This window comes from Mycobacterium sp. SA01, from assembly GCF_041287105.1.
Taxonomy (GTDB): Bacteria; Actinomycetota; Actinomycetes; order Mycobacteriales; family Mycobacteriaceae; genus Mycobacterium.
Genome location: NZ_JBGGNO010000018.1, coordinates 38,364 through 60,759, shown reverse-complemented (window position 1 = coordinate 60,759; position 22,396 = coordinate 38,364). Strand labels below are relative to the sequence as shown.

Here is a 22,396-nt window from a genome sequence, read left to right as displayed (position 1 = left end):
ACGGTGCTTCGGTTGCCTGGGTGTCTAAGGTCGTGGTCACGTCGTGTTCCTCCTGAACAACATTCGCAGTGGCTTGCACGTGCGCTCAGTAGAACATACGTTCGACGGATGGCAAAGCGATCCGCGGGGCATGTCATGGCCGAGAACGGCCGATCGGCCGACGAATTATGTTGTTGCCGCTGTGTTTTCGTGACCCACGATCGGGTGTGGTGTCCGCCGTCCTGTCACCGTGATTCGGCCGCCGTGCTCGGGTGTGAGGATGACGTGCTTGACCCGCTGCCGTTCACCGCGTTCCGTGGTGGTCGCGAGGTTGACCCGCCGCAGCACTTCCCGCAGTACCACCCGCATTTCGGCCATGGCGAACGTCGCGCCCAGGCACCGGCGCGCGCCGCCACCGAACGGCAGCCACGTCGTCGGGCTCAATGTCGCGCCGATCATGCGATCCGGATCGAAGCGGTCGGCGTCGGGGTAGATCCGGTCGTCGGAGTGCACCAGCCCCACGCCGGGCGCCACCATCACGCCGCGCGGCAACAGATGTCCGGCGATCTCGACGGGCTGTTTGAGGATCCGGCCGACGTCGAACACCACCGGTCGACTACGCAGGGTTTCCTTGGCCACCGCATCCAGGTACTCGTCGTCGCCCAGCTCGGCCGCGCGCACCGCTTTGGCCAGCGCCGCGGGATTGCGGCTGAGCCGCTCCAGCGCCCAGGACAACCCGGTCGCCGTGGTGTCGTGCCCGGCGACGAGCAAGGTCATCAATTGGTCGCGCAATTCCGCGTCGGTCATCGTCCGGCCGGCCTGATCGGCCGCGCGCACCAGCATGGCCAGGGCGTCGGTGCGGACGGCCAGGTCGGGGGCGGCGCGGCGCTCCGCGATCTCGGCATACAGCAGCCGGTCGGCTTCCTCGATGCGGCGGCGCACCCCGCGCCACGGCAGCCGTTGCTGCAGGCTGGGCGTCCCGATCGCCAACAGTTGGAAGGCCGACAGGTTCAGCAACCGTGGCAGCACCTCGCGCAGCGCTGCCAGTCGGGTTGGATCACTGGCGCCGATCACCAGACGCATGATCACCTCGAGGGTGATCTGCGACATCTTCGGTGCCACCGGGAACGCCGTGCCCACCGGCCAGCCGGCGATGTTGGCCGCCGCGATCTCGGCCATCACCTCGGTCTGGCGCGCCACCGCGTCGCGGTGGAAGGGCTCCAGCATCAGTCGCCGGCGGTCGCGGTGCACCTCGCCGTCGACCACCAGCACCGACGCCGGCCCCAGCAGGCCGGACAGCATCGAGTTCGCCTCGCCCGCATGGTAAATCGCGGGATCGCCCGCGAACACCTGCTTGATGTCCGCCGGATCGTCGAGATAGACCAGAGTGCCCAGGCCGGCGATCCGCAGCGTGAAGGTGCGGCCGTAACGGCGCCGGCACGCCGAAACGAATCGCGGCCAGTAGCGCAACATCAGCATGGCTTGCACGACAGGTGGCAGCGCAGGACCCGGTGGCAGCGACGACGTCTTATTAGACATGAGTCCAGTATAGGAAGAAGATGCCCCGGGTCCTCGGGATCGAACGAAAATCCTGCGGACGGCGCGAAGTGATCAACGCGCGTAGGGTTGAAATGTCAACTAACCGGACGGCCGAAAGCCCATGGTGACCACTGATTTCACTGCACCCAGCAGCGCAGACGTGGAAAGCGAACGACTGCGGGCCCTGCACCGTTACGCAATTCTTGACACCGCACCCGACGCGGCATTCGATCGCATCGCCCGGGTGGCCGCCCGATCGTTGGACAAGCCCATGGCGACGATCACATTTGTCGATGAGCACCGGATCTGGTTCAAGGCGACGTACGGCGTCGAGGGCCTTACCGAGATTCCGCGCGAAGCGGGGCTGTCCAGCCTGGCGATCGGCGACAACCGGACCTACGTGGTTCGCGATACCGCCACCGATCCGTACGTCTCCCGAAACCGCAGCGTCGCGGGTGATTTCGGAATCCGCTTCTATGCCGCCGCGCCCGTCACGACAGACGACGGGCATCAGCTGGGAACTGTCAGTGTTCTCGACTCCGAGCCGGGTGACGTCACCGACGCCCAGCTGGCCACCCTGGAGGATCTCGCCGCAATCGTGATGAAGGCTCTCGAACTGCGACTGTCGGCGCTGACAACGGTTCGTGCCGAGCGCGAACTGCGTGACACCGCCCAGCAGTACGCCTCAGTGCTGCAGCGCGCCCTGCTGCCGTCGGCGCTGCCGGTGATCCCCGGTCTGTCGATGGCGGCGCACTATCACCCGGCCGCTTCCGGTCAGGTCGGCGGCGACTTCTATGACGTGTTCGGCGTGGCTCGCGACGAGTGGGCCGTTTTCCTCGGTGATGTCGAGGGCCACGGGGCGGGGGCCGCGGCCGTCACCGCCCTGGTGCGCCACACCCTGCGCGCGGCGGCTCTGCACTACGACGACCCGACCGACGGCCTCGACGAGCTCAACGCGGCGCTGATCGCCGACGCAGAAGAGCGACGATTCTGCACCGTCTTGTCGGGAAAGCTTCGACCCGAAGCCGACGGTTTCCGGATCACCCTGGCGACCGGGGGCCATCTGCCCGCTCTGCTGCTGGATCGCGACAGCGGATCCATTCGCCCGGTTCGCTCATCGGGCGGCATGTTGATCGGTGCCGTCGCAGACGCGACGTTCGAGGCGTGCGAGACGTTGCTGAGCCCGGGGCAAACCCTGCTCCTCTACACCGACGGGATCGTGGAGGCCCGGCCCGACGGGCACACCACCTTCGGCGAATCGGCCTTGCGGCTTTTCCTGGCTGAGCGGGTCGGACTACCGGCCACCGAGCTGGTGGCCGAGTTGGCCGAACTGGTAGCTGTACTGCGTCCCGACGACGATGTGGCGTTCTTGGCGTTGACTGTGATTGACGCATCCGTTGGCGCGGTGCGTTAGCCTTGGACGGTCGGCCCGGTAGAATTTCGGGCATAGACAACGCGCCGCAAGCAGATCGGCGCACAGAGCTAGTAAGTTCTTGCCAGGTTCAGACGGAAGCCTCGCAGGCATTTTATGATTGCGAGCGCGCCGTCCGGCGCGCGTAGTGAGGTGAATCTTGGACGAACAAGCCACTGCCACCACCGGCACGACCACTGCGGCCAACACTGGCTGCGTGATCAACGAGGAGTGGTTCGGGCGGACGGTCGTCATATCTGCAGCCGGCGTAGTCGACATGCTGACGTCGCCTCAGCTCGAGGCCAGCATCACCGCCTCGCTGACCAAGAACCCGACTGCCATCATCGTGGACCTGTCCGACGTCGACTTCCTGGCGTCCGCCGGAATGGGTGTTCTCGTCGCCGCCCGCGACAAAGCGTCCGCGGAGATCGGCTTCGGTGTCGTGGCCAGCGGGCCCGCCACAAGCCGGCCGCTCAAACTGGTCGGCCTCGCCGACATCATCGGCCTCTACGCAACATTGGATGAGGCGCGCGCCGCACTTGGTGAGTAATTCTCGGAAGTTGGGTATAAGAGATTTGCCATGACGACACCGAGTTACTCAAGTCACACAGCCGACGGTGACCGCTTCGCGCGCAACGATGTCGTCGCTGATGCGCACAACGCAGCCAGGGTTCGCGATGAGTTCGCGACCTGGCTGCGGGCCTGCGGAGATATCGATCGAGTTCGTTTCAGCGACATCGTGCTAGCGGTCAACGAAGCGCTGGCCAATACGGCCGAGTTTGCCTACCTCCTCAAGGGCGGGGTCGGCACCATCGACGTGGAAGCCGTGCGCGACGGCAACACCCTGACGATCACGATCGCCGACCAAGGTCAGTGGCGGGAGTCCACCCCCGCCACGCAGAGCCGCACGCGGGGTCGCGGCATCCCGTTGATGCGGGCGGTGGCCGATGACGTCACCATCGACTCCTCCGCGCTGGGCACCACCGTGTGCCTGCGCTTCGAGCAGGTTCACGCAGTCCAGAAATCCGACGACGACGCCCGAGTCGGATAGCTCTCAGGCCGGCTCGTAGCGCAGCATCGTGACGCCCGCGTCGGCATAGTCGCAGAACACCGGCTTCAGTCGCATCCCGATTTCCAGCTCCGCGGGTTCGGCGTTGACGATCTCCGTCGAGAACCGTGGCCCCTCATCCCATTGCGCGACCGCGAGTAGCTGAGGCACCTCGCCGGCAAAGTGTGGTGCCACTGGCCGGTAGGCCACCGTGTACGTATACAGCGAAGCGGCTCCGGAAATCTCCCGCCATTCCAGATCGTCGGCCAACGTGCCCGGCGCCAGCACCCGCGGGTAGAACACGTACTGCTGAGCCGACGGCGAATACTGGATCCGGATCCGGTGCTCGGCCAGGGCATCCCAGAACGGTTGGGTGGTCGGCGTCGGGATCGGCATCGGCTTGTCGAAGTCGCCCATGATTAGTCGCCTTCCAATACCAGGGTGGTTTGTTCGCTCAAGATGCCGCCATTGCCGGAGACGAAGGCACGGTTGCAGTCTGTGACCTGGGTGGCACCCGAGCGGCCCATGATCTGGCGGGTGGCGTCGCAGATGTGGTGCATCCCGCCGGCAGTGCCGGCCTGCCCATAGCCGAGCTGCCCGCCTGCGGTGTTCATCGGGAAATCGCCGCGGAACGTGAGGTCGTGCTCGGCGACGAACTGCAGGCCCTTGCCCTTCTGGCAGAAGCCGGCGTCCTCCAGACTGAGCAGCACGGTGATCGTGTAACAGTCATAGATCGACACCATGTCCATGTCGGCCGGCGTCAGCCCGGCCATCGAGAACGCCGACGCCGCCGCCTTGATCATCGGAGTCTGCAACAACTCCTGGGCGTACGTCGGCGTCTTGTACGGCACCCGCTCGCCAAATCCTTTGATCCACACCGGGCGGTTGACGCTGCGACGGGCCAACTCGGCTCCGGTCACCAGCACCGCGGCGCCGCCCATCACCGGCATGACGATCTCGAGCATGTGCAACGGTGCGGCGATGACCGGACTGGTGAGCACGTCGTCGACGGTGATCGGCACGTCGCGGAAGATCGCGCCCGGCGTGTGGTTGGCGTTGACCCGTTGGTCGACGCTGATCTTGGCCATCACCCGTTCGTCATAGCCGTAGGTGGCGCCGTAGAGCGTCGCGACCTGACCATAGGGACCGTTCTGGCCGAGATTGCCGTAGGGGATCTCGAATTCGGCTTGCGGCGAGCCGTACCTGTTGCTCGACGCCCCGAAGTACATCAGCTCACTGACGTCGAGCGGCTTCTGCGCACTGACCGGTGTCATCGGTGTCGCGGGGATCACGCACAGCACCGCGTTGCACAGGCCCAGCTCGATGGCCGCCGCCGCCCGCCACACCATCGCCGCCGCGCTGGCCCCGCCGAGGTCGACCATCTCGGCGAAATTGGCTTTGATGCCCAAATATTCGATGACCGTCGACGGTACGAAGATCTGGGACTCCTGCAGATGCGTGGTGCAGATCCCGTCCACGTCGGAGGCCGACAAGCCGGCGTCGTCGAGGGCGGCCTTCGCCAGCCGTGCCCACTGCTCGAGGGTGAACTCGAGCGGGCCGGTCGGTCGCTTCGTGGAGGGAAGTTCGGTGTAGCCGACGATCGCGGCCTCTCCGCGCAGACCCATGCCGTCGTCCTCCAAGTCATTGCCCAATAACATTGAGCATGTAATCATATTGAGCGCTTAATGAGAATTGGATCCGGCGAGAGGTAGCTCACAGTGGCATCACCCCTGGACGGCAAGGTCGCTGTCGTCACCGGCACCAGCCGCGGCGTGGGCCTGGGCATCGCGCACGAATTACTGCGCGCCGGAGCCACTGTCATCGGCTGCTCACGCCGACCCCTCGATGCCATGCCCGGGGTGGCCGACAATCCGGCGTGGCTGGACCGTTCCTCGCAGCGGGTGTGCGACCAGGGCGACTACCGGGCCATCGACGAATTCGTCGACCAGGTGGTGGCCGACTACGGCCGCATCGACATCTTGGTCAACAACGCCGGGGGCACCGTGCCCGCGCCGAATGTCGAGAGCATCCCGAGCCTCGTCTCCCACATCCAGGGCGCGCCGACCTCCGACGACGAGTACGAACGCACAGTCTTGTTCCACGCCTTCGCGATCCAGATGAACCTGATCAGCCCGATGTGGTTCGCCATCCGGGTGTTCCGGCAGATGCGCGAACAGGACGGGGTCGGTTCGATCGTCAACATCTCCAGCGGCGCAGGACATCCCGCCGGCTCGCCGACGCTGGTGTCCTACGGTGCGGCGAAATCCGGCCTCAACCATCTGACCCGATCGCTGGCCGAGGAATGGGGACCGAAAGTGCGGGTGAACTGTTTGGCGCTGGGGCCGACGATGACCGACAACTTCAAGTCGTTCGTATTGCCCAAGGACGACCCGAACGGCGAGAAGTACTTCCACGCCGTGCCCATGCATCGCGCCGGAGAGCCTGATGAGGTGGGCCGCGCCGTGGTGTTCCTGTGCGGTGGCACAGCCGATTTCATCAACGGCACCACCATTGAGATCGACGGCGGCATGATGCCCGGTGTGCTCTACGAAGCCGGCCTCAAGACGATCACGGATCTGCTGTGAAGCGCGTCATCCAATTCGCCACCGGCAACGTCGGCAAGCATGCGCTGCCGCTGATCATCGAGCGGCCCGACCTCGAGTTGATCGGGCTGCACGCCCACGGCCCCGACAAGGTCGGCCGCGACGCCGCCGACATCTGCGGCCGCTCCGAACCCACCGGGGTCATCGCCACCAATGACATCGATGCGCTGGTGGGTCTCGGCGCCGACTGCGTCGTCTATACCTCCCAGGCCGAAATGCGCCCACAGCAGGCGATCGAGGAGATCTGCCGATTTCTGCGGGCCGGCACCAACGTGGTCGGCACATCGATGGTGTGGCTGGTCGCCCCCCATCATGCTGACGCCTGGATCAGTGAACCGCTGGCCGCGGCGTGTGCCGAGGGCGGCACCTCGCTGTACATCAATGGCGTCGACCCCGGCTACTCCGGGGACAGTCTGGTCTACACCGCGCTGACGCTGGCCGGGCGTGCCACCGGCATCACGGTCTCGGAGATCTGTGACTACGGCAGTTATGACGACGCCGAATTCACCGGTGTCAGTTTCGGTTTCGGCACCACACCAGACCACACGCCGATCATGTTCACCCCGGGTGTGCTGTCCTCGCTGTGGGGCGGCCAGGTCCGCTCACTGGCTGATGTCCTGGGGGTCACGCTCGACGAGGTGCGGGAGTCGCACGAAAGCTGGGTGACACCCGAACCGATCGACTGCACGATGATGAGCGTTGCACCCGGTCACGTCGCCGCCGTCCGGTTCGCGGTGCAGGGGATCCGTGACGGGCAGCCGGTGATCACCATGGAACACGTCAACCGGCTCACCCCGATCACCGCGCCGGACTGGCCCTATCCGCCGGACGGGCGCCTCGGCGTGCACCGCGTGGTCGTGCACGGCAACCCCGGGGTGGAGATCAACACCCACCTGGGCCTGGACGGCGTCGACCACAACGACGGCGGTGTCATCTCGACCGCGGCGCGCGCCGTCAACGCGATCGACGCGGTATGCGCCGCACCCGTGGGCCTGGTGTCGGTCAAGGACCTACCTGCCGCGCATGCCGACCGCGTGATGTGGTGACGATGACACCCAAGATCGCGCCACGGCGCCCGCCCGGCGGGAGTCAGGAACGTGCCGAACGCACCCGTGAGTCGGTGCTCGACGAGACGGTGCGCTGCGTCGTCGAAGAGGGGTTCGCCGCCGCCAGCGCCAAGCACATCGCCGAACGCGCCGGCGTCACCTGGGGCGTGGTGCAGTACCACTTCGGCGACCGCGACGGCCTGCTGATGGCTGTTGTCGACCGGGGTTTCACCGAACTGCTGGAACTGCTGCGCAGCCTGCCGCCGCCGTCGCCCACGCAGAGCCGCCGCAAGCGGGTTGAACTGGTGGTTCACGCCGCGTGGGCGGCGTTCTCCAGCCCCACCTCACGCGCCTCGCTGGAGATCCTCATCGGCACCCGGGCCATGCGCGACAAACGGGGGACCCGTCACCTCGTCGAATTGCAGAAGGCCATCTCAGATTTGAGCCGTGACATCGCCGAGGGGCTGGACAATCCACACGCGGCGGCCATCGGCGACCTGATCTGGGCCACCATGCGCGGGCTGGTGATCACCGAGTTGGTCATGGCCGGCGCTGCGCGCAGCAATCGGGAGCTGACTGCGCTGGTCGACGTGATCTGTTCCTACCTCGATTGCCACGGGCAAAGGCAATGAGCACCAAGCAAAGTCACAGTTAGGTCATAGGGGCGTGCCGAATCGGCGCGCCTGAGTGACTTTCGCACCGAGCCTTGGTGATCATGGCCGGATGACCGAACCGCTGGGTATCTCCGTGGGCACAGCCAGCCTGGTCGCCGCGCGGGCCGGGGCGGCGCCGGTGATCTGTCCCGCCGCGGTCACCCTCGGCGACCAGCTGTGGACCGATTTCGTCGACCGCGTCGGTGATCCGATCCCGCTGACGGGTGACGACGGCTTCGCCTATCGCGCCGAGCAGCTGCTGGCCGCGGCACTGTCCGGGCTGGCCGACACCGAGGGCTCGGGTTTGGCGGCGGTCTCGGGGATCGCGGTCCCGGCGCACTGGGGACCCGGCCGCCGTGACGCGCTGCGTGATGCGCTCTGGAATCTGCCGGCGCTGGCGTCGGCGGCCGCACCGCCGGTGCTGGTTTCCGACGCGACCGCGGCGCTGCGCTCACTGCAGAGCGATCCCGGGCTGCCCCGACATGGGGTGATCGTGGTGTGCGACTTCGGTGGCGGCGGCACATCCGTCACCCTGGCCGACGCGGCTGCCGACTACCGCCAGATCGGCGAGACGACCCGGTTCGCTGAACTGTCCGGCGAGGACACCGAATTCCTGCGCGCGTTGGACGGCACGTTGGAGCGCGCCAGGATCGGCCGAGCCGATGTCAGTGCCGTTGCCGTCATCGGCGAATCGGCGACACCGGTGGCCACGCGCCAGCTCTCCGAGCACCTGCAGATGCCGGCCACGGTCTCAGCCCATCCCCACCTTGATGCGGCGCTGGGGGCGGGCCTGGCCGCGGCCCGACAGCTGGCCGCCGACGCGCCGACCGGCATGGCGCCCGCGCCGCTGATTGCCGACCCCGGTCCGCAGTCGGCAACGATGGCAGCTCCGCTTGCCTGGTCCAACGACGACGCGCCGGATGACACCGGCGGGTACGAGCCGTCCTACGGCTACAGCGACGCCGACTACCGCGGTTACAGCGACACCGAGGACGACGACCTGTCGATCCTCGGTGGGGAACCGCCTCAGAAGCGCGGATCCAGCCTGACCCGCAGTGTGCCGCTGCTGCTCGGCGGGGCGGCCGCCGTCGCTGCGGTCGCCGTCGGCGGCTTCGCCTACACCCTCACCGGGACCAGCACGCCGAGCACCCCATCGGTCAAACCCCTTCCGGCGACCGCGGTTTCGTCGATCGTGAGCCCACCGCAAGCGCCGCCGCCTGCGGAGACCGTCACGATGACCAACCCGCCGGTCCAGACCGTCACGGAGCAGGCGCCCGCCCAGCAGGCCCCGACCACCATCGTGACCGTGGAGACCACGACCACGACGCCGCCGACCACCACGACCACGACGACAACCACCACCACCACGACAACAACGACGACGACAACGCCGACCACCACGACCACGACACCGACCACCACGACGACCACCACCGACTGGGACACCACGACCACCTCGACGCGCCGGCCGTTGATCCCCGGATTGCCGCCGCCACCACGGATTCCCGGCCTGCCGCCGGCACCGAACCTCAACGTGATGCCCTGACGGTGCTCAGCGGGGCTGGGCTCCCGGCACGCTCGTACGCGCGGCGACCGATTGCGCCGAGCCGGTATCGAACACCTCGATGGTGACGTCGTCGTCGCGGTATCCGCCGATCCGGTGCAGTCCGGGTGTGGCGGCGATGATCGCGGTCACGGCGTCACCGGACAGCGGATAATCGGACACCGGGTGACGCCAATGGGCGCTGAGGATCGTGGCGTGCGGCTGAAGGCGCGGGATTTCCCGGGCCAGGGTTTCCTGCAGTGTCGCAGCGTCGAAGTAGTAGCCGACCTCGGAGATCACGACCAGATCGAAATCGGTTGCCGGCCATTCGGTATCGAATGAGCGATTCAACAGTGTGACAGAGTCGCGCGATCCGCGGGCGCGCAGCCTGGCGTCGGCGTGCGCCAGCGCGGCGTCGGCGACGTCGACGGCTGTCACGTGATCGCATCGGGTGCTCAGCTGTTCGGTGAGCACCCCGATCGAGCATCCCGGCTCGAAGGCGTGCCGATACCGCTCGCGGGGGAGTAGCGCCATCGTGATCGCATACTTGCGCCGTTCGTACCACCGTGAGGCGAGCTCCCACGGATCGGCGGACTCGGCGTAGAGGGCGTCGAAGTAGCTGTGAGGCAGACCGGACGTCACCGGAACACCACCTCTCCGACACGATCCAACCGCTCCAACACATACGGCGGAAGAATCGGCTCGCGGCCGGCGGCGTCGCTCGCGAGCTGACTTCGAAACGACGCAACCGCCTGTCGTTTACGCTGCACCGCAACCGGATCCGTGACGATCCGTACGGCGTGCCGCCACGGCACGGCGTCATCGCCGGGACGGGCCCAATGCCACATCCAGATCGGATACTCCAGCAGCACAGCCCCGGTGCGGGACGTGGCGACAGCAGCGGCCCGGCCGACCGCTTCGTGATCGGGATGACCGTCGCCGCGCCACGTCGCCGCGCACCAGGTGCCCGCAGGGCGAGCCGTCAGAATGGCGGTCAGGATATCGGCGAGCCGGGATTCGTTCTCGGCGAGCTTGCCGTCGGGAAGGCCGAGGAAATCCGGCATCGGAAGATCGAGAGCCGCTGCCGCGGTGCGTGATTCACTGCGCCTGGACTCTTCGAGTCGAGCCTGCTCGGCGACCGACAGTCCCGGCCAGGCCGCACCGCCGTCGCTGGCGATGACGGTGCACACCTCGACGCCGCGGGCCGCGACCGCGCAGGCCGCTGCCCCGAAGCCGAGTATCTCGTCGTCCGGATGGGGTGCCACCACGACCAGGCTCGGGCACTGGTCCAGTAATAACGGCGCAAGCGGGTCCAGGTGCCGAAGCCATTCCTCGGCGGGTGTTCCACCGCCGGAGATCGGCACGGCCGCGAACCGTGCCGCGTTGCCGGGCGGCGCGCTCATCGGGCCACCAGCAGGCCCAGCGCCGCGAGATCCTTCTCGGCGTGACTCTGCCTGACGTACATGGTCAGATCGGCGACGCGGCGGGCATGGGCCTCATCCATGGCCAGCGGTGTGGGGCCCAGTGCCCGTGCGGTTCGGCCGATGGCCTCGTCGACCGCGGTTTCGACGGCGGCCCGTAGGCGCCGGGCCGCGACCTGTCCTGTGCTGCGCGGCGCCGCGTCCACCTGTTCAGCGGTACTCACCATCAGGGCGTCCGCCGCGGCCAGAGCGGCATCGACGGCGCCGAGATGCGCTGCGGCGTAGGGTTTGTCGCTCTGATGCTCGGCGACCGCGCGATACAGCGGTGCTGCCACCGCGCGGGCCGCACCCAGCCAGCAGGCCGCCACGCCGGCTGCGCCGTGCCAGAAGCCCGGCCGGGTCAGGTACTCGTCGGGACCGCCGACCGGGGTGGCCGGCGCGGCGCTGAATCGCACGGAGCGGGTGTCCGAGTCGGCCATGCCCGCGTTACGCCACGTGCTCGCCAGCGGCTGTACGCCCGGGCCGTGCAGGTCGACGGCGTAGAGGCCGCGGGCACCTGTCTGGGAGTGGGCTGTCACCAGCGCGTCGGCGCACAGCCCGGCGCCCGAGCACCATGCCTTGATGCCACTCACCGTCACACCGTCATCGTCGTGATGCGCGGTGACGGTCGTGCCGGGCGCCTCGGCTGCCCACACGCCCCACAACCGGCCCGGCTGTGCCCGCGGCCCGTGCAGCTCGGCGAGGATCGCAATCGCGTCGGTGTGCGCCTCCGCCAGCCGGCCGGCCACCACATCGCGTTCGCACAGCGCGGCCAGTGTCTGCCAGCGGGTGAGGGTGGCACCCGAGCCGGGTAGCGGCAGGTTCAGCTCGCCAGCGTCGAGCCAGTGCTGCACCGTCGTGATGGTCATGCCGAGTCGCGTTGCGGATCGGCCATCATCCCACGCAAATGGGCGGCGAATCCGGCTGGGGCGCGACCGATCTGGCGTGCGGACGTGGTCACCGAGAGTCGGGTGTCGCGCCGGATTCGGAATCCGGCCACCTCGAATCGATGGACCAGATCGACGTCCTCGCCGCTCGCGAGTGGGCCGAATCCACCGACGTGCCAGTAGGCGTCAGCTGCGAAACCCATGTTCGCGCCGTGGACGTGGTCGTGCGCGACTCGGCCTGGCTGGATCTTGGCGTGATACGCGCGAAGGTATCGGCGAACGGCATTGACCGGGATCTGGCGCCAGCTGGCGATTCGCACGACGCCGAGCACCATGTCGGCACCTGCGCCGAGTTGGCGGACCAGCCAGTTCGCGTCCACCCGGCTGTCCGCGTCGGTGGTTGCATACCAGGTGGTCGGGCCACTCAGACCCTGGTCGCGGGCGAACGAGAAGCCGGCGGCCCGCGCCTCGCCCACGTTGTGTGCGTCGATCTCGAGGAAGTGCACATCGGTGCCAAAACGCTCCGCCAGTGCGCTGCTGCCGTCGTCACAGCTGTCCAGCACGATCACCACGGTGACCGCGACATCGGCCCGCGCGGCCGCAGCCGCAATCGCCGTCAGGCATTCCGGCAATGCCGACGCTTCGTTGTGGGCGGGGACAACGATCACCGCGCGGTCGAAATCAGCAGCAGTCACGGCAGCGGATAGCCGGTCTGAGGTGTTTTCACACTTCGTCGGCTTGCGCGGGTCAGCTCAGCGGGGCGAGGCCGGCACCGGTCAGCATGTAGCCGGCGGCGGAGTCGGCCCGATCGACCGTCACCAGGTCGATCAGCGCTTGCCCCGCGAGCTCCGGCGTGATTACCGGTCCGAGCTGCTGGATGAAGGCGTCCTCGGTCAGTCCGGCCTGGTGGGCGTAAGCCCGGATGCCGGCCCGTCCGACGTCGCCGGCCGGAGTCATCCTCGGCATCACGGTGGTGAAGGTGACGCCCAGGCCGGCGCGCTCGGATTCCATGTGCGCGTACTGAGCGATGAATCGTTGAGTGGCTTTGGCCCCGGCATAGCCGCCGCTGAGCGGCGATCCGTTCAGTGCCGCGCCGCTGCTGACGATGACCACCCTGCTGCCTGGCGGCAGTGGCTTCAGAAGAGCTGCCTGCGCCCAGGCGAAGGCGATCTTCACATCGGCGTCCCAGTTGACCGAGAACGTCTCCCAGGAGTGCTGCACCAGCTCGCGCATCACGGGGGTGGCTCCCGCGACGATGATCACGGTGTTCGGCTCCTGCTCATCGAGTACGCACCGCGCTGCGGCCGCATCACTGGCATCGGCGACCCGCGTGCGGACGGTGGGATGAGTGTCGGTCAGTGCGGCCAACGCTGCGCCGTCGCGGGCGAGCGCGACTACGTCGGCACCGGATTCGGCGAAGGCGGCGGCGATGCCATGCCCCAACCCGCGACTGGCACCCACCACGAGCACCTTCAGTTCATGCAGTTCGGTCATGTCACTCCCTTTCGTTTGGTGGTTCGCCTGCTACGTGGCCGGTGTGCCGAGGAGCGCGGCGTATTGGTTCTCGGGTGCTTTGGCGGCTCCATCTCGCCACCGCTGCTCGAGTGACTGCGCCATGGGGTCGGGAAAGATGTCGTCGTGCCCACTCTCGATTGCGTCAAAGACCGCCGCCGCAACGAATTCCGGTGTGGCCTTGGGGATATCGACCCCGCGACTCATATCGGTGTCGACCGGACCGGTGAGAATGGCGTGGACGCGAACCCCTCGGGGAGCGAGTAGCGCCCGCAGCGACTGGGTGAGATTGAATGTGGCGGCTTTGGAGATGGAGTACGCCGGGATCAGCGGTAGCGGCGCAAGCGCGTTCAGCGACGAGTTGTTCACGATGGCGCCGCGTGATTCGAGGAGCTTCGGCAGGAACGCCGCAACGACGTCGTAGGTTCCGAAGAAGTTGACGGCGAGGTGACGTTCGATCACGACTCGATCGGACAAATCGTCGTAGTCGGCGACGCCGGCATTGTTGATCAGGATGTCCAACGAGCCCACCTGCTCGGTGGCGCGTCGAATCTGCTCCCGGTCGGTGACATCCATCGTCACCGACCGGATCCGGTCGTCCGAGTCGGCGAACGGTCGACGTGTGGCGGCGTAGACGCACCTGGCGTCTCTGCGCAGCGCTTCGTGCACCAGTGCCCGACCGATTCCCCGATTGGCACCGGTCACGAGCACCGTTTTATCCGCGATGGGCATAGTTCCTCCTTGGCAACAAACAACCTGTCGAAGAGATAGATGCGTGGCCCCGTCCTAAATGAGCGGTGAGTTCGCGATCACTTTTGCGCCCGCCGAACGTCAGTACAGGTGGGCGTCGCGCAGCGCGGCCGATACGTGCGAGGTGAAGCGGTGACATGGCATGACAGCCAATCTGATCGACAAGGCGCGGGCAGGCGACAGCGACGCGTTCCGCGCGCTGACCGAACCACACCGTCGCGAACTCGAGGTGCACTGTTATCGGATGCTCGGCTCGCTGCACGACGCCGAAGACATGGTCCAGAACACGATGCTGGCGGCCTGGCGGGCGCTGGACGGATTCGAGGAGCGGGCATCGGTACGCACGTGGCTGTACCGCATCGCCACCAATCAGTGTCTGGGCGTGTTGCGTTCGGGACGGCGAAAGCGGGAGGCTGTGGAGATCGGCATCGCTGAGAATGGCCTGCCCGAGCCGACGCACTACGGCGACATCGTCTGGCTGGAGCCCATCCCCGATCATCTACTGGACGTCGCGGATGTGTCTGCCCTCGGACCGGAGGCCGCATACGAGCAGCAGGAAGCCATTTCGCTGGCGTTCGTGACCGCGTTGCAGATGCTCCCGGCGCGTCAGCGCGCCGTGCTCATCCTGCGCGATGTGCTGGGTTACCGTACCGCCGAGGTGTCCGAGATGCTCGGCGCCACAGTCGCATCGGTGAACAGCGCACTGAAGCGGGCGCGCGAGACGGTCGGCAGGAGCGGCCGGGATGCCGAACCGCCCGAACCGAATTCGTCGGCGGAGCAGGCGCTGGTCGCGGACTTCGTGCACGCCTACCAAACCGGTGACGTCGAGGCATTGGTGAGTCTGTTGACCGCCGACGTACGGGTGTCCATGCCGCCGATCCCGTTGGAGTATCACGGCCTCGACGCCGTCGCGGGCTTCTACGCCAAAGTCCTCCGCGAGCGGACCTACACGCTGGTGGCTACCCGCGCCAACGGTCAGCCGGCCTTCGGGGCCTACCTCAGAACGGGCGTCGACCCCACTCGTCACGCCGCCGGTCTGTTGGTCCTCGATCTGGCCGGCGAGCGGATCTGCGGGCTGACCCGATTCGACAACGACGTGATGCCGCGATTCGGGCTGCCGCGAACGCTGCACGACTGATACCGGTCAGCGCGGATGTGCTTGTGCCGCATCGACGATCTTGGCCGCGACTTCGGCCAACGGCACGTTCGTGTCGTGCGACAGCTGCCGCAGCATCTCGAACGCCTGGTTGGCGTCCGTGCTGTAGCGCTCCATGATCATTCCCTTGGCCTGCCCGATGATGTCGCGGCTGGCCAACGCCTTCTGAAACTGTGACTCGCGATGGCCCGCGTCCCACACCAGCGCCGAGTGCGCCGCGAACAGCGACCCGAGGTGGCGGGTGTGGTCGTCGAACGCATGCGGGCGATCGGCGAAGACGTTCAGCGCGCCTATCGACGTGCCCGTCATGAACAGCTGAAAACCCATGATGCTGCGCACGGCTGTGGTCTCCAGCGCCTCGGCGCAAAAGGCCGGCCAGCGCGTCTCCCGAGAAAGATCCTCGACGTGGACCACCCGGTGCTCCCACGCGGTTGACAGGCACGGCCCCTGTCCGGTGCGGCGTTGAATGTCGTCGATGCGGACCGCGGCCTGAGTCGTCGCCGCGGGGGTGTCGATCTCGAATTGTTCCGCCGTCACAGTGATGTTCGCGTACTCCGCACCGGGCAATTCCGCGGCGGCGTGCTCCACGAGTTCGGCGGCCACACCGCCATCGAGACTTCGCCGTTCGTACAGGCGCCGGGTGACGTCGGCAATGCGGGCAGCGGCGTCCGCAACGGGGAATCCTCGGTCGACCGACATGACAGATGCCATACCCGCCACGATGGTTGGTGCAACATCGGCGCAAAGGAGATGCGATGACCGAGCAGACCCGCGTTCGGCGCGGACCGATCACGCGTAACGCCACCGGTCTGACGTCGGCCGAGGCTTTTGTCATCATCGCGATCGCGACGATCCTTCTGACCCGGCTCTATCTTCAGCTCACCGGCTACCCGCAGGTCGGTGGCGGCGACCTGCACATCGCACACGCGCTGTGGGGCGGTGCGCTGATGATGATCGCCCTCCTGATCGGGTGGATGGTCCTGGGCTCGGGTCCGCGGTCGCTGACCGTGGTGCTGGGCGGGATCGGCTTCGGCTTGTTCCTCGACGAGGTGGGCAAATTCGTCACCAAGAACAACGACTACTTCTACGGGCCGGCCGCCGAGATCATGTACATCCTGGTCTGCCTGATCCTGGCCGGCGCCCGCCTGGTGCGGGCCATTCGGCCACTCAGTGCGCGTGAATGCCTGGCGTCCTCGGCGGCGATCGCTGCCGACGGGGTGGCCCGTGGCCTGCCGGACCACCGCCGCGAGATCGGTTTGCGACTCGTCGAATACGCCCGAGCCAGGGGAGCGTCGACCGACGACGTCGAGCACGTCCGCGCGCTGTTGGTCTCGGCTGCGCACGCCACCGACCGCGGCTATCGGGCGCGGTTATGGGCAGAACGATTGATTCCCAACGTATTTCGAAGCCCGAAGTGGGTGCCCTGGGTGGGCTGGCTGTTGGTGGCCGGTGCGGTGCTCGGCCTGCTCTTCCACGCGCTGGGCATCGCGTTGGGCGGCTACTTCTATCAAGACAGTCATGTCTCGATTCATCTGGCCGGCAAGACCCCGGCCACCATCATCCTGATGATCGGCGCCGCGCTGACCCTGGCGATGGCGCTGCCCGCGATGATCGCGCTACCGCGCACGACGAAGTTGTGGCCGCTGCGGCTGCTCCGTACCGGCGCTCTGGTGTTCACTCTCCTCAGCGCGCTGGTGCACTTCGCGACCGAAGGATTCGCCGCTCTGATCACCCTGTCCATCGGCCTGTTCGGCTTGGCGATCCTGTCCTACCAAGTCGACGTCGCGGCGCAGCGGGCCGCGCCTACACCACCGACAGGTAGCGCCGGGTGATCACCCGCTGAACCAGGGACGCGACCGGCGCCCCGATCTGACTCCACCAGGTTGCCGGCGTGGAGAAGGCCACCACCTCGGCGTGGACCGATTCATCGCTGGGCTCGAAGCGCACGCCGAACATCTCCTCGCCCGAGACCGCGTGCCCGGGCAGACTGCCGTAGGCGAAGCCACGGCGATTGGGCTCGTCGAGCACGTACACCACCCGACACGGTGCGACGAACGGTCCGAGCCGGCCGAGCACATCGGTGCCCACCTCGGCCACCTCCGTGGTGGCGGCGACTCGCAGACCGGCACCGCGCAGCATCCCGTAGCGCATCACCGAGTCCGCCGCGCGCTCGAAGCGCGCCCGCCCACTGCCGATGCGCGACGACAACCGCACATGGTGGTACCCCGCCGGCAGACCCGCCGCCGTCGCGCCCACCTCGGCGTAGGTCAACGGACGGTCGGCCAGGTCGCTGAGCTTCACCGCTACAGCCTGCCACCGCTTACGTACTCTCGACGTGAGCAGCCCGCATCCGGCGGCATACGGTAACCAGGTGGTAGAGGACATGACGGCGGCGCTCCATCCCGGTGGCGGATTCAACCCGCCGGTGCCGACGGGCAGGGGCGGTCCCGATTACGGCCGGTTCATCGATGCGGTGCGTGATCTGCAGGACCATGCCCGCGCCGTCGACGCGCCCGACGACGTGATCACCGAAGTCGCCGACCTCCTCGAGCGGGCGTCGGCCCTGCTGGAGCCGTACGACGCCGACGAATGGACCACACCATCGGGCCGGCGTACCGACCTGCCGATGCGGGGCAACATCCTGTCGATTCCCAACGAGACGGAGATCGGCGAGGACGGGCGGCTGCGCGGCTGGGCCCGGTTCCGGCGCTACCACCTGGGCCGCAACGGGGCCGTGCACGGCGGCCTGATCGCCCACCTCTTCGACTCGGTGCTCGGCAAGACGTCGTTCGTGCTGACCGGCGGTCCGTATCAGCGCACCGCCTACCTGCACGTCAACTACCGCAAGATCGTGCCCATCGAAACGGAACTCCAGGTCGATGCCGGTGTGGTGCGCACCGAGGGCCGAAAGATCTTCGTCGACATCCGGCTGTCCGACGGTGACGACCTGCTGGCCGACGGCGAAGGGCTGTTCGTACTGCTGAAACCGGGTCAGCCGTGAAGCGATTTCTGCACCACTGGAAGCAGCGGCGGGAGCGGCTGCGGCACCGCCGGGTCGCCGACTTCGTCTATCGGGCGGTCGTCGGCGTCGTCGGGCTCGCCGTTCTTGCCGTCGGGATCGTCGCCATTCCCTACCCGGGCCCCGGCTGGGCGATCGTGTTCGTCGGGCTCGCGATCTTGGCCAGCGAGTTCTATTGGGCGCATCGCACCCTGTCGTTCACCCGGGACCGCTACGACAGTGTCATGGCATGGTTCCGCAGGCAGGGCAGGTGGGTGCAGGCGCTGGGTGCGGTGTTCACCGCCGCGGTCGTGGTGGCCACGCTGTGGCTGTTGGGCGCGGTGGGCTGGTCGGCGGGACTGCTCGGCATCGACCATCCGGCCTTGGACAGCCCCATCGGCCTCGGTGCCTGACCAGCACCCCGATAGCATGGTCGGCGATTCCTGCCGCCCCCGGCGAGAATCGGATCGAGCCCCACTACGCCGAAAGAGGCCCGCAATGACCGCCCCCGCACACCCCGCCCCAGCAGCACCGATCCGGGTGCCTGCCGGGACCACCGCGGGCGCTGCGGTGCGCGAGGCGGGACTGCCGAGCCGCGGCGAACCCGGCGCGATCGTCGTGGTGCGTGACGCCGAGGACAAGCTGCGTGACCTGAGCTGGACCCCGGACGCCGACGCCGACGTCATCCCGGTGGCCGCCGACACCGAGGACGGCCGCAGTGTGATCCGGCACTCGGCCGCCCACGTCCTGGCCCAGGCCGTGCAGGAACTCTTCCCGCAGGCCAAACTCGGCATCGGCCCGCCGATCACCGACGGCTTCTACTACGACTTCGACGTGCCCGAGGCGTTCACTCCCGAGGACTTGGCGAAGCTCGAGAAGCGGATGGCCAAGATCGTCAAGGACGGTCAATTGTTCGCGCGGCGGGTGTACGAGTCCAAGGACCAAGCCCGCGCCGAACTCGCAAACGAGCCTTACAAGCTCGAACTGGTTGACGACAAGTCGGGTGACGCCGACATCATGGAGGTCGGTGGCGACGAGCTGACTGCCTACGACAACCTCAATCCCCGTACGCGTGAACGGGTTTGGGGTGATCTGTGCCGCGGTCCGCACATTCCGACCACCAGGTACATTCCCGCGTTCAAGCTCACCCGAAGCTCGGCGGCCTACTGGCGCGGCGACCAGAACAACGCCAGCCTGCAGCGCATCTACGGCACGGCGTGGGAATCGCAGGAGGCGCTGGACCGCCACCTCGAGCTGATCGAGGAGGCGCAGCGCCGCGACCACCGCAAGCTCGGCGTCGAGCTGGACCTGTTCAGCTTCCCCGACGAATTGGGCTCCGGCCTACCGGTTTTCCACCCCAAGGGCGGCATCATCCGACGTGAGCTCGAAGACTATTCGCGTCGCAAGCACGAGCAGGCCGGCTACGAGTTCGTCAACACCCCGCATATCACCAAAGAACAGCTCTACATCACGTCCGGCCACCTGGAGTGGTACGCCGACGGCATGTTCCCCCCGATGCACATCGACGCCGAGTTCGCCGAGGACGGCACGCTGCGCAAGCCGGGGCAGGATTACTACCTCAAGCCGATGAACTGCCCGATGCACCACCTGATCTACCGGTCGCGGGGGCGGTCGTATCGGGAACTTCCGTTGCGGCTCTTCGAATTCGGCTCGGTGTACCGCTACGAGAAGTCCGGCGTGGTGCACGGGTTGACCCGGGTGCGCGGCATGACCCAGGACGACGCCCACATCTACACCACCCGCGAGCAGATGCGCGACGAGCTGGCATCGCTGCTGCGGTTCGTGCTCGACCTGCTCGCCGACTACGGCCTCGACGACTTCTATCTGGAGCTGTCCACCCGGAACCCGGACAAGTCCGTCGGCTCCGACGAGATGTGGGACGAGGCCACCGAGACCCTGCGTCAGGTCGCCGAGGAATCCGGTCTGCAGCTGGTGCCCGACCCCGGTGGCGCCGCGTTCTACGGGCCGAAGATCTCCGTCCAGGTCAAGGATGCGCTGGGCCGCAGCTGGCAGATGTCGACCATCCAGCTCGACTTCAATATGCCGGACCGTTTCGAGCTGGAGTACACCGCAGCCGACGGCTCCCGGCAGCGGCCGGTGCTGATCCACCGCGCACTGTTCGGTTCGATTGAGCGGTTCTTCGGGGTGCTCACCGAGCACTACGCCGGTGCCTTCCCGATGTGGCTGGCGCCGGTGCAGGTGGTCGGCATACCGGTGGCCGACGCGCACCTGCCGTATCTGGAAGATGTTGCCGCTGAGCTCAAATCGCGTGGGGTGCGGGTCGCCGTCGATTCCAGCGACGATCGGATGGCCAAGAAGATCGTCAACCACACCAACCAGAAGGTGCCGTTCATGCTGCTCGCGGGCGACCGCGACGTCGAGGCAGGCGCGGTGAGCTTCCGGTTCGGAGACCGCACCCAGATCAACGGAGTGCCGCGCGGGCAGGCGGTCGAGACGATTGTGAAGTGGATCGCCGACCGCGAGAATGCCGCCCCCACAGCCGAACTGGTGAAGGTCGACGGTGGCTGACAACGCAGAGGCGTTCATCGACCGAGGCGCGGGTGAGCCCGACCGCCTGCAGCGGCTGTGGACACCGCACCGGATGAACTACATCCTCGACGTGCCCGCGAACAAGGCCGAAAAGGGATCCGCCGGATCGGCGGGATCTGCTGGATCCTCCGAGCCGTTCAGCTTGATACCCACCCTGCCCGACGAGGACGGTCTGGTGGTGGCCCGCGGCGAACAGGTCTACGTCGTGCTCAATCTCTACCCGTACAACCCGGGCCATCTGATGGTGGTGCCGTATCGGCGGGTGTCGGAACTGGAGGATTTGTCCATCGGCGAGAGTGCTGAGCTGATGGCGTTCACCCAGAAGGCGATTCGCGTCATCAAGTCGGTGTCGAGCCCGGACGGTTTCAACGTCGGGCTGAACCTCGGCAGGTCCGCCGGGGGTTCGCTGGCCGAGCACTTGCACATGCATGTGGTGCCCCGCTGGGCCGGCGACGCCAATTTCATCACCGTCGTCGGTGAGACAAAGGTGATCCCGCAGCTGCTGCGCGACACCCGCAAGCTGCTGGCCGACGAGTGGTCGGCGCAGCCGTGAGCGACTTCTACCTGATGACGCGGGCGGCGTACGCCAAGCTCAGCACGCCGGTGGCGAAGGCCGCGCTCAAGATCGGGTTGACCCCCGACATGGTGACGATCATCGGCACCGCTGGTTCGGTTCTGGCCGCGCTCATCATGTTCCCGATCGGGCAGCTCTGGTGGGGCTCGGTGGCCGTGTTCGTCTTCGTTCTGGCCGACATGCTCGACGGCGCGATGGCGCGCCAGCGCGGCGGCGGTACCCGCTTCGGCGCGGTCCTCGATGCCACCTGTGACCGGATCAGCGACGGCGCGATCTTCTGCGGGCTGCTGTGGTGGGTGGCCTTCAGCATGCACAGCTCGTCGCTGGCGGTGGCCACGATGATCTGCCTGGTGACCTCCCAGGTGATCTCCTACGTCAAGGCCCGCGCGGAGGCCAGCGGTCTCGAGGGTGGCGGCGGTCTGATCGAGCGTCCCGAACGGCTGATCATCGTGCTGGTCGGTGCCGGTTTCTCCGACCTGCCGTTGTTCCCGATGCCGGTGGTGTTGCCCATCGCGATGTGGCTGCTGGCGGTGACCAGCCTGGTGACGGTCGGCCAGCGGGTGCACTCGGTGCGTTCCAGCCCGGGCGCCATGGACAAGATCGCGCCGGCCGCCCCGCAGCCGATCGGCGACGACGCCGAGGGCACCGAGCCGTGATCAGCACTCC

Annotated in this window: 25 protein-coding genes; 14 read left to right on the top strand and 11 right to left on the bottom strand. The window is 67.2% G+C overall.

What is annotated here, in order from left to right; genetic code table 11:
- Window positions 1-165 precede the first annotated feature (165 nt).
- Window positions 166-1,518: a cytochrome P450 gene (locus AB4879_RS13280; protein WP_370507944.1), complete on the bottom strand. Its 1,353-nt coding sequence runs from the start codon at window positions 1,516-1,518 to the stop codon at window positions 166-168.
- A gap of 160 nt (window positions 1,519-1,678) precedes the next feature.
- Here AB4879_RS13280 and AB4879_RS13275 point away from each other — a divergent pair, with 160 nt between their 5' ends.
- The 3 genes from AB4879_RS13275 to AB4879_RS13265 all read left to right on the top strand — a co-directional run bounded on the left by AB4879_RS13275 (window position 1,679) and on the right by AB4879_RS13265 (window position 3,980).
- Window positions 1,679-2,932, top strand: a complete 1,254-nt coding sequence (locus tag AB4879_RS13275) for a PP2C family protein-serine/threonine phosphatase (protein WP_370507943.1) — start codon at window positions 1,679-1,681, stop codon at window positions 2,930-2,932.
- Between the two features lie 157 nt (window positions 2,933-3,089).
- A complete protein-coding gene (locus AB4879_RS13270; protein ID WP_081844951.1) occupies window positions 3,090-3,479 on the top strand; it encodes an STAS domain-containing protein in 390 nt (129 codons plus the stop codon).
- Window positions 3,480-3,509: 30 nt separating this feature from the next.
- A complete protein-coding gene (locus AB4879_RS13265) occupies window positions 3,510-3,980 on the top strand; it encodes an ATP-binding protein (RefSeq protein WP_102806684.1) in 471 nt (156 codons plus the stop codon).
- Between the two features lie 3 nt (window positions 3,981-3,983).
- On the opposite strand, the gene AB4879_RS13260 is transcribed toward AB4879_RS13265, so the two are convergent.
- Window positions 3,984-4,394, bottom strand: a complete 411-nt coding sequence (locus tag AB4879_RS13260; protein ID WP_370507942.1) for a Zn-ribbon domain-containing OB-fold protein — start codon at window positions 4,392-4,394, stop codon at window positions 3,984-3,986.
- A gap of 2 nt (window positions 4,395-4,396) precedes the next feature.
- Entirely contained in the window at window positions 4,397-5,602 is a 1,206-nt protein-coding gene (locus tag AB4879_RS13255; RefSeq protein WP_102806768.1) for a thiolase family protein, read from the bottom strand.
- 93 nt (window positions 5,603-5,695) lie between these two features.
- Here AB4879_RS13255 and AB4879_RS13250 point away from each other — a divergent pair, with 93 nt between their 5' ends.
- The 4 genes from AB4879_RS13250 to AB4879_RS13235 all read left to right on the top strand — a co-directional run bounded on the left by AB4879_RS13250 (window position 5,696) and on the right by AB4879_RS13235 (window position 9,825).
- Window positions 5,696-6,562 (top strand): SDR family NAD(P)-dependent oxidoreductase, encoded by an 867-nt coding sequence (locus AB4879_RS13250; RefSeq protein WP_370507941.1) that lies wholly within the window; start codon window positions 5,696-5,698, stop codon window positions 6,560-6,562.
- Window positions 6,559-7,626, top strand: coding sequence for a dihydrodipicolinate reductase (locus AB4879_RS13245; RefSeq protein WP_370507940.1), 1,068 nt, complete (start codon window positions 6,559-6,561; stop codon window positions 7,624-7,626). Before AB4879_RS13250 ends, AB4879_RS13245 begins: the two co-directional genes overlap by 4 nt.
- Window positions 7,627-7,628: 2 nt before the next feature.
- On the top strand, window positions 7,629-8,258 hold the full coding sequence (locus tag AB4879_RS13240; RefSeq protein WP_370507939.1) for a TetR/AcrR family transcriptional regulator: 630 nt from the start codon (window positions 7,629-7,631) through the stop codon (window positions 8,256-8,258).
- A 91-nt stretch (window positions 8,259-8,349) separates the two neighbouring features.
- Entirely contained in the window at window positions 8,350-9,825 is a 1,476-nt protein-coding gene (locus AB4879_RS13235) for a hypothetical protein (protein WP_370507938.1), read from the top strand.
- Window positions 9,826-9,831: 6 nt separating this feature from the next.
- On the opposite strand, the gene AB4879_RS13230 is transcribed toward AB4879_RS13235, so the two are convergent.
- From AB4879_RS13230 to AB4879_RS13205, 6 genes are read right to left on the bottom strand one after another with little or no spacing between them, the layout of a single operon-like run.
- Complete coding sequence (locus AB4879_RS13230; protein ID WP_370507937.1) at window positions 9,832-10,464, bottom strand: SAM-dependent methyltransferase; 633 nt, start codon at window positions 10,462-10,464, stop codon at window positions 9,832-9,834.
- Window positions 10,461-11,225 (bottom strand): PIG-L deacetylase family protein, encoded by a 765-nt coding sequence (locus tag AB4879_RS13225; RefSeq protein WP_370507936.1) that lies wholly within the window; start codon window positions 11,223-11,225, stop codon window positions 10,461-10,463. Before AB4879_RS13225 ends, AB4879_RS13230 begins: the two co-directional genes overlap by 4 nt.
- On the bottom strand, window positions 11,222-12,151 hold the full coding sequence (locus tag AB4879_RS13220) for an acyl-CoA dehydrogenase (protein ID WP_370507935.1): 930 nt from the start codon (window positions 12,149-12,151) through the stop codon (window positions 11,222-11,224). Before AB4879_RS13220 ends, AB4879_RS13225 begins: the two co-directional genes overlap by 4 nt.
- Window positions 12,148-12,864 (bottom strand): glycosyltransferase family 2 protein, encoded by a 717-nt coding sequence (locus AB4879_RS13215; RefSeq protein WP_233209237.1) that lies wholly within the window; start codon window positions 12,862-12,864, stop codon window positions 12,148-12,150. Before AB4879_RS13215 ends, AB4879_RS13220 begins: the two co-directional genes overlap by 4 nt.
- 52 nt (window positions 12,865-12,916) lie before the next feature.
- Window positions 12,917-13,663 (bottom strand): SDR family NAD(P)-dependent oxidoreductase, encoded by a 747-nt coding sequence (locus AB4879_RS13210; protein ID WP_370507934.1) that lies wholly within the window; start codon window positions 13,661-13,663, stop codon window positions 12,917-12,919.
- A 30-nt stretch (window positions 13,664-13,693) separates the two neighbouring features.
- Complete coding sequence (locus AB4879_RS13205) at window positions 13,694-14,413, bottom strand: SDR family NAD(P)-dependent oxidoreductase (RefSeq protein WP_370507933.1); 720 nt, start codon at window positions 14,411-14,413, stop codon at window positions 13,694-13,696.
- Window positions 14,414-14,573: 160 nt separating this feature from the next.
- On the opposite strand from AB4879_RS13205, the gene AB4879_RS13200 reads away from it, so the two are divergent.
- The gene (locus AB4879_RS13200; protein ID WP_370507932.1) at window positions 14,574-15,569 is read left to right on the top strand and encodes a sigma-70 family RNA polymerase sigma factor; all 996 of its coding nucleotides are present in this window, start codon (window positions 14,574-14,576) and stop codon (window positions 15,567-15,569) included.
- Window positions 15,570-15,575: 6 nt separating this feature from the next.
- Here the strand turns inward: AB4879_RS13200 and AB4879_RS13195 are convergent, their stop codons facing one another.
- On the bottom strand, window positions 15,576-16,298 hold the full coding sequence (locus tag AB4879_RS13195; protein ID WP_370507931.1) for a GAF and ANTAR domain-containing protein: 723 nt from the start codon (window positions 16,296-16,298) through the stop codon (window positions 15,576-15,578).
- Between the two features lie 44 nt (window positions 16,299-16,342).
- Between AB4879_RS13195 and AB4879_RS13190 the strand changes: the two genes are divergently transcribed.
- On the top strand, window positions 16,343-17,419 hold the full coding sequence (locus tag AB4879_RS13190) for a hypothetical protein (RefSeq protein WP_370507930.1): 1,077 nt from the start codon (window positions 16,343-16,345) through the stop codon (window positions 17,417-17,419).
- On the opposite strand, the gene AB4879_RS13185 is transcribed toward AB4879_RS13190, so the two are convergent.
- Window positions 17,391-17,888, bottom strand: coding sequence for a DUF1990 domain-containing protein (locus AB4879_RS13185; protein WP_370507929.1), 498 nt, complete (start codon window positions 17,886-17,888; stop codon window positions 17,391-17,393). The genes AB4879_RS13190 and AB4879_RS13185 overlap by 29 nt on opposite strands.
- A gap of 82 nt (window positions 17,889-17,970) precedes the next feature.
- On the opposite strand from AB4879_RS13185, the gene AB4879_RS13180 reads away from it, so the two are divergent.
- The 5 genes from AB4879_RS13180 to pgsA all read left to right on the top strand — a co-directional run bounded on the left by AB4879_RS13180 (window position 17,971) and on the right by pgsA (window position 22,386).
- Entirely contained in the window at window positions 17,971-18,588 is a 618-nt protein-coding gene (locus tag AB4879_RS13180; RefSeq protein ID WP_370508311.1) for a PaaI family thioesterase, read from the top strand.
- Window positions 18,585-18,998 carry a TIGR02611 family protein gene (locus AB4879_RS13175; protein WP_102806699.1) on the top strand — a complete coding sequence of 138 codons (414 nt, stop codon included), beginning with the start codon at window positions 18,585-18,587 and terminating at the stop codon, window positions 18,996-18,998. The genes AB4879_RS13180 and AB4879_RS13175 overlap by 4 nt, the downstream gene beginning before the upstream one ends.
- 85 nt (window positions 18,999-19,083) lie before the next feature.
- A complete protein-coding gene (gene thrS / locus AB4879_RS13170) occupies window positions 19,084-21,135 on the top strand; it encodes a threonine--tRNA ligase (RefSeq protein WP_370507928.1) in 2,052 nt (683 codons plus the stop codon).
- Window positions 21,128-21,709 (top strand): HIT domain-containing protein, encoded by a 582-nt coding sequence (locus AB4879_RS13165; RefSeq protein ID WP_233209239.1) that lies wholly within the window; start codon window positions 21,128-21,130, stop codon window positions 21,707-21,709. Before thrS ends, AB4879_RS13165 begins: the two co-directional genes overlap by 8 nt.
- Window positions 21,706-22,386 (top strand): phosphatidylinositol phosphate synthase, encoded by a 681-nt coding sequence (pgsA, locus tag AB4879_RS13160; protein ID WP_370507927.1) that lies wholly within the window; start codon window positions 21,706-21,708, stop codon window positions 22,384-22,386. Before AB4879_RS13165 ends, pgsA begins: the two co-directional genes overlap by 4 nt.
- Window positions 22,387-22,396: the final 10 nt, after the last annotated feature.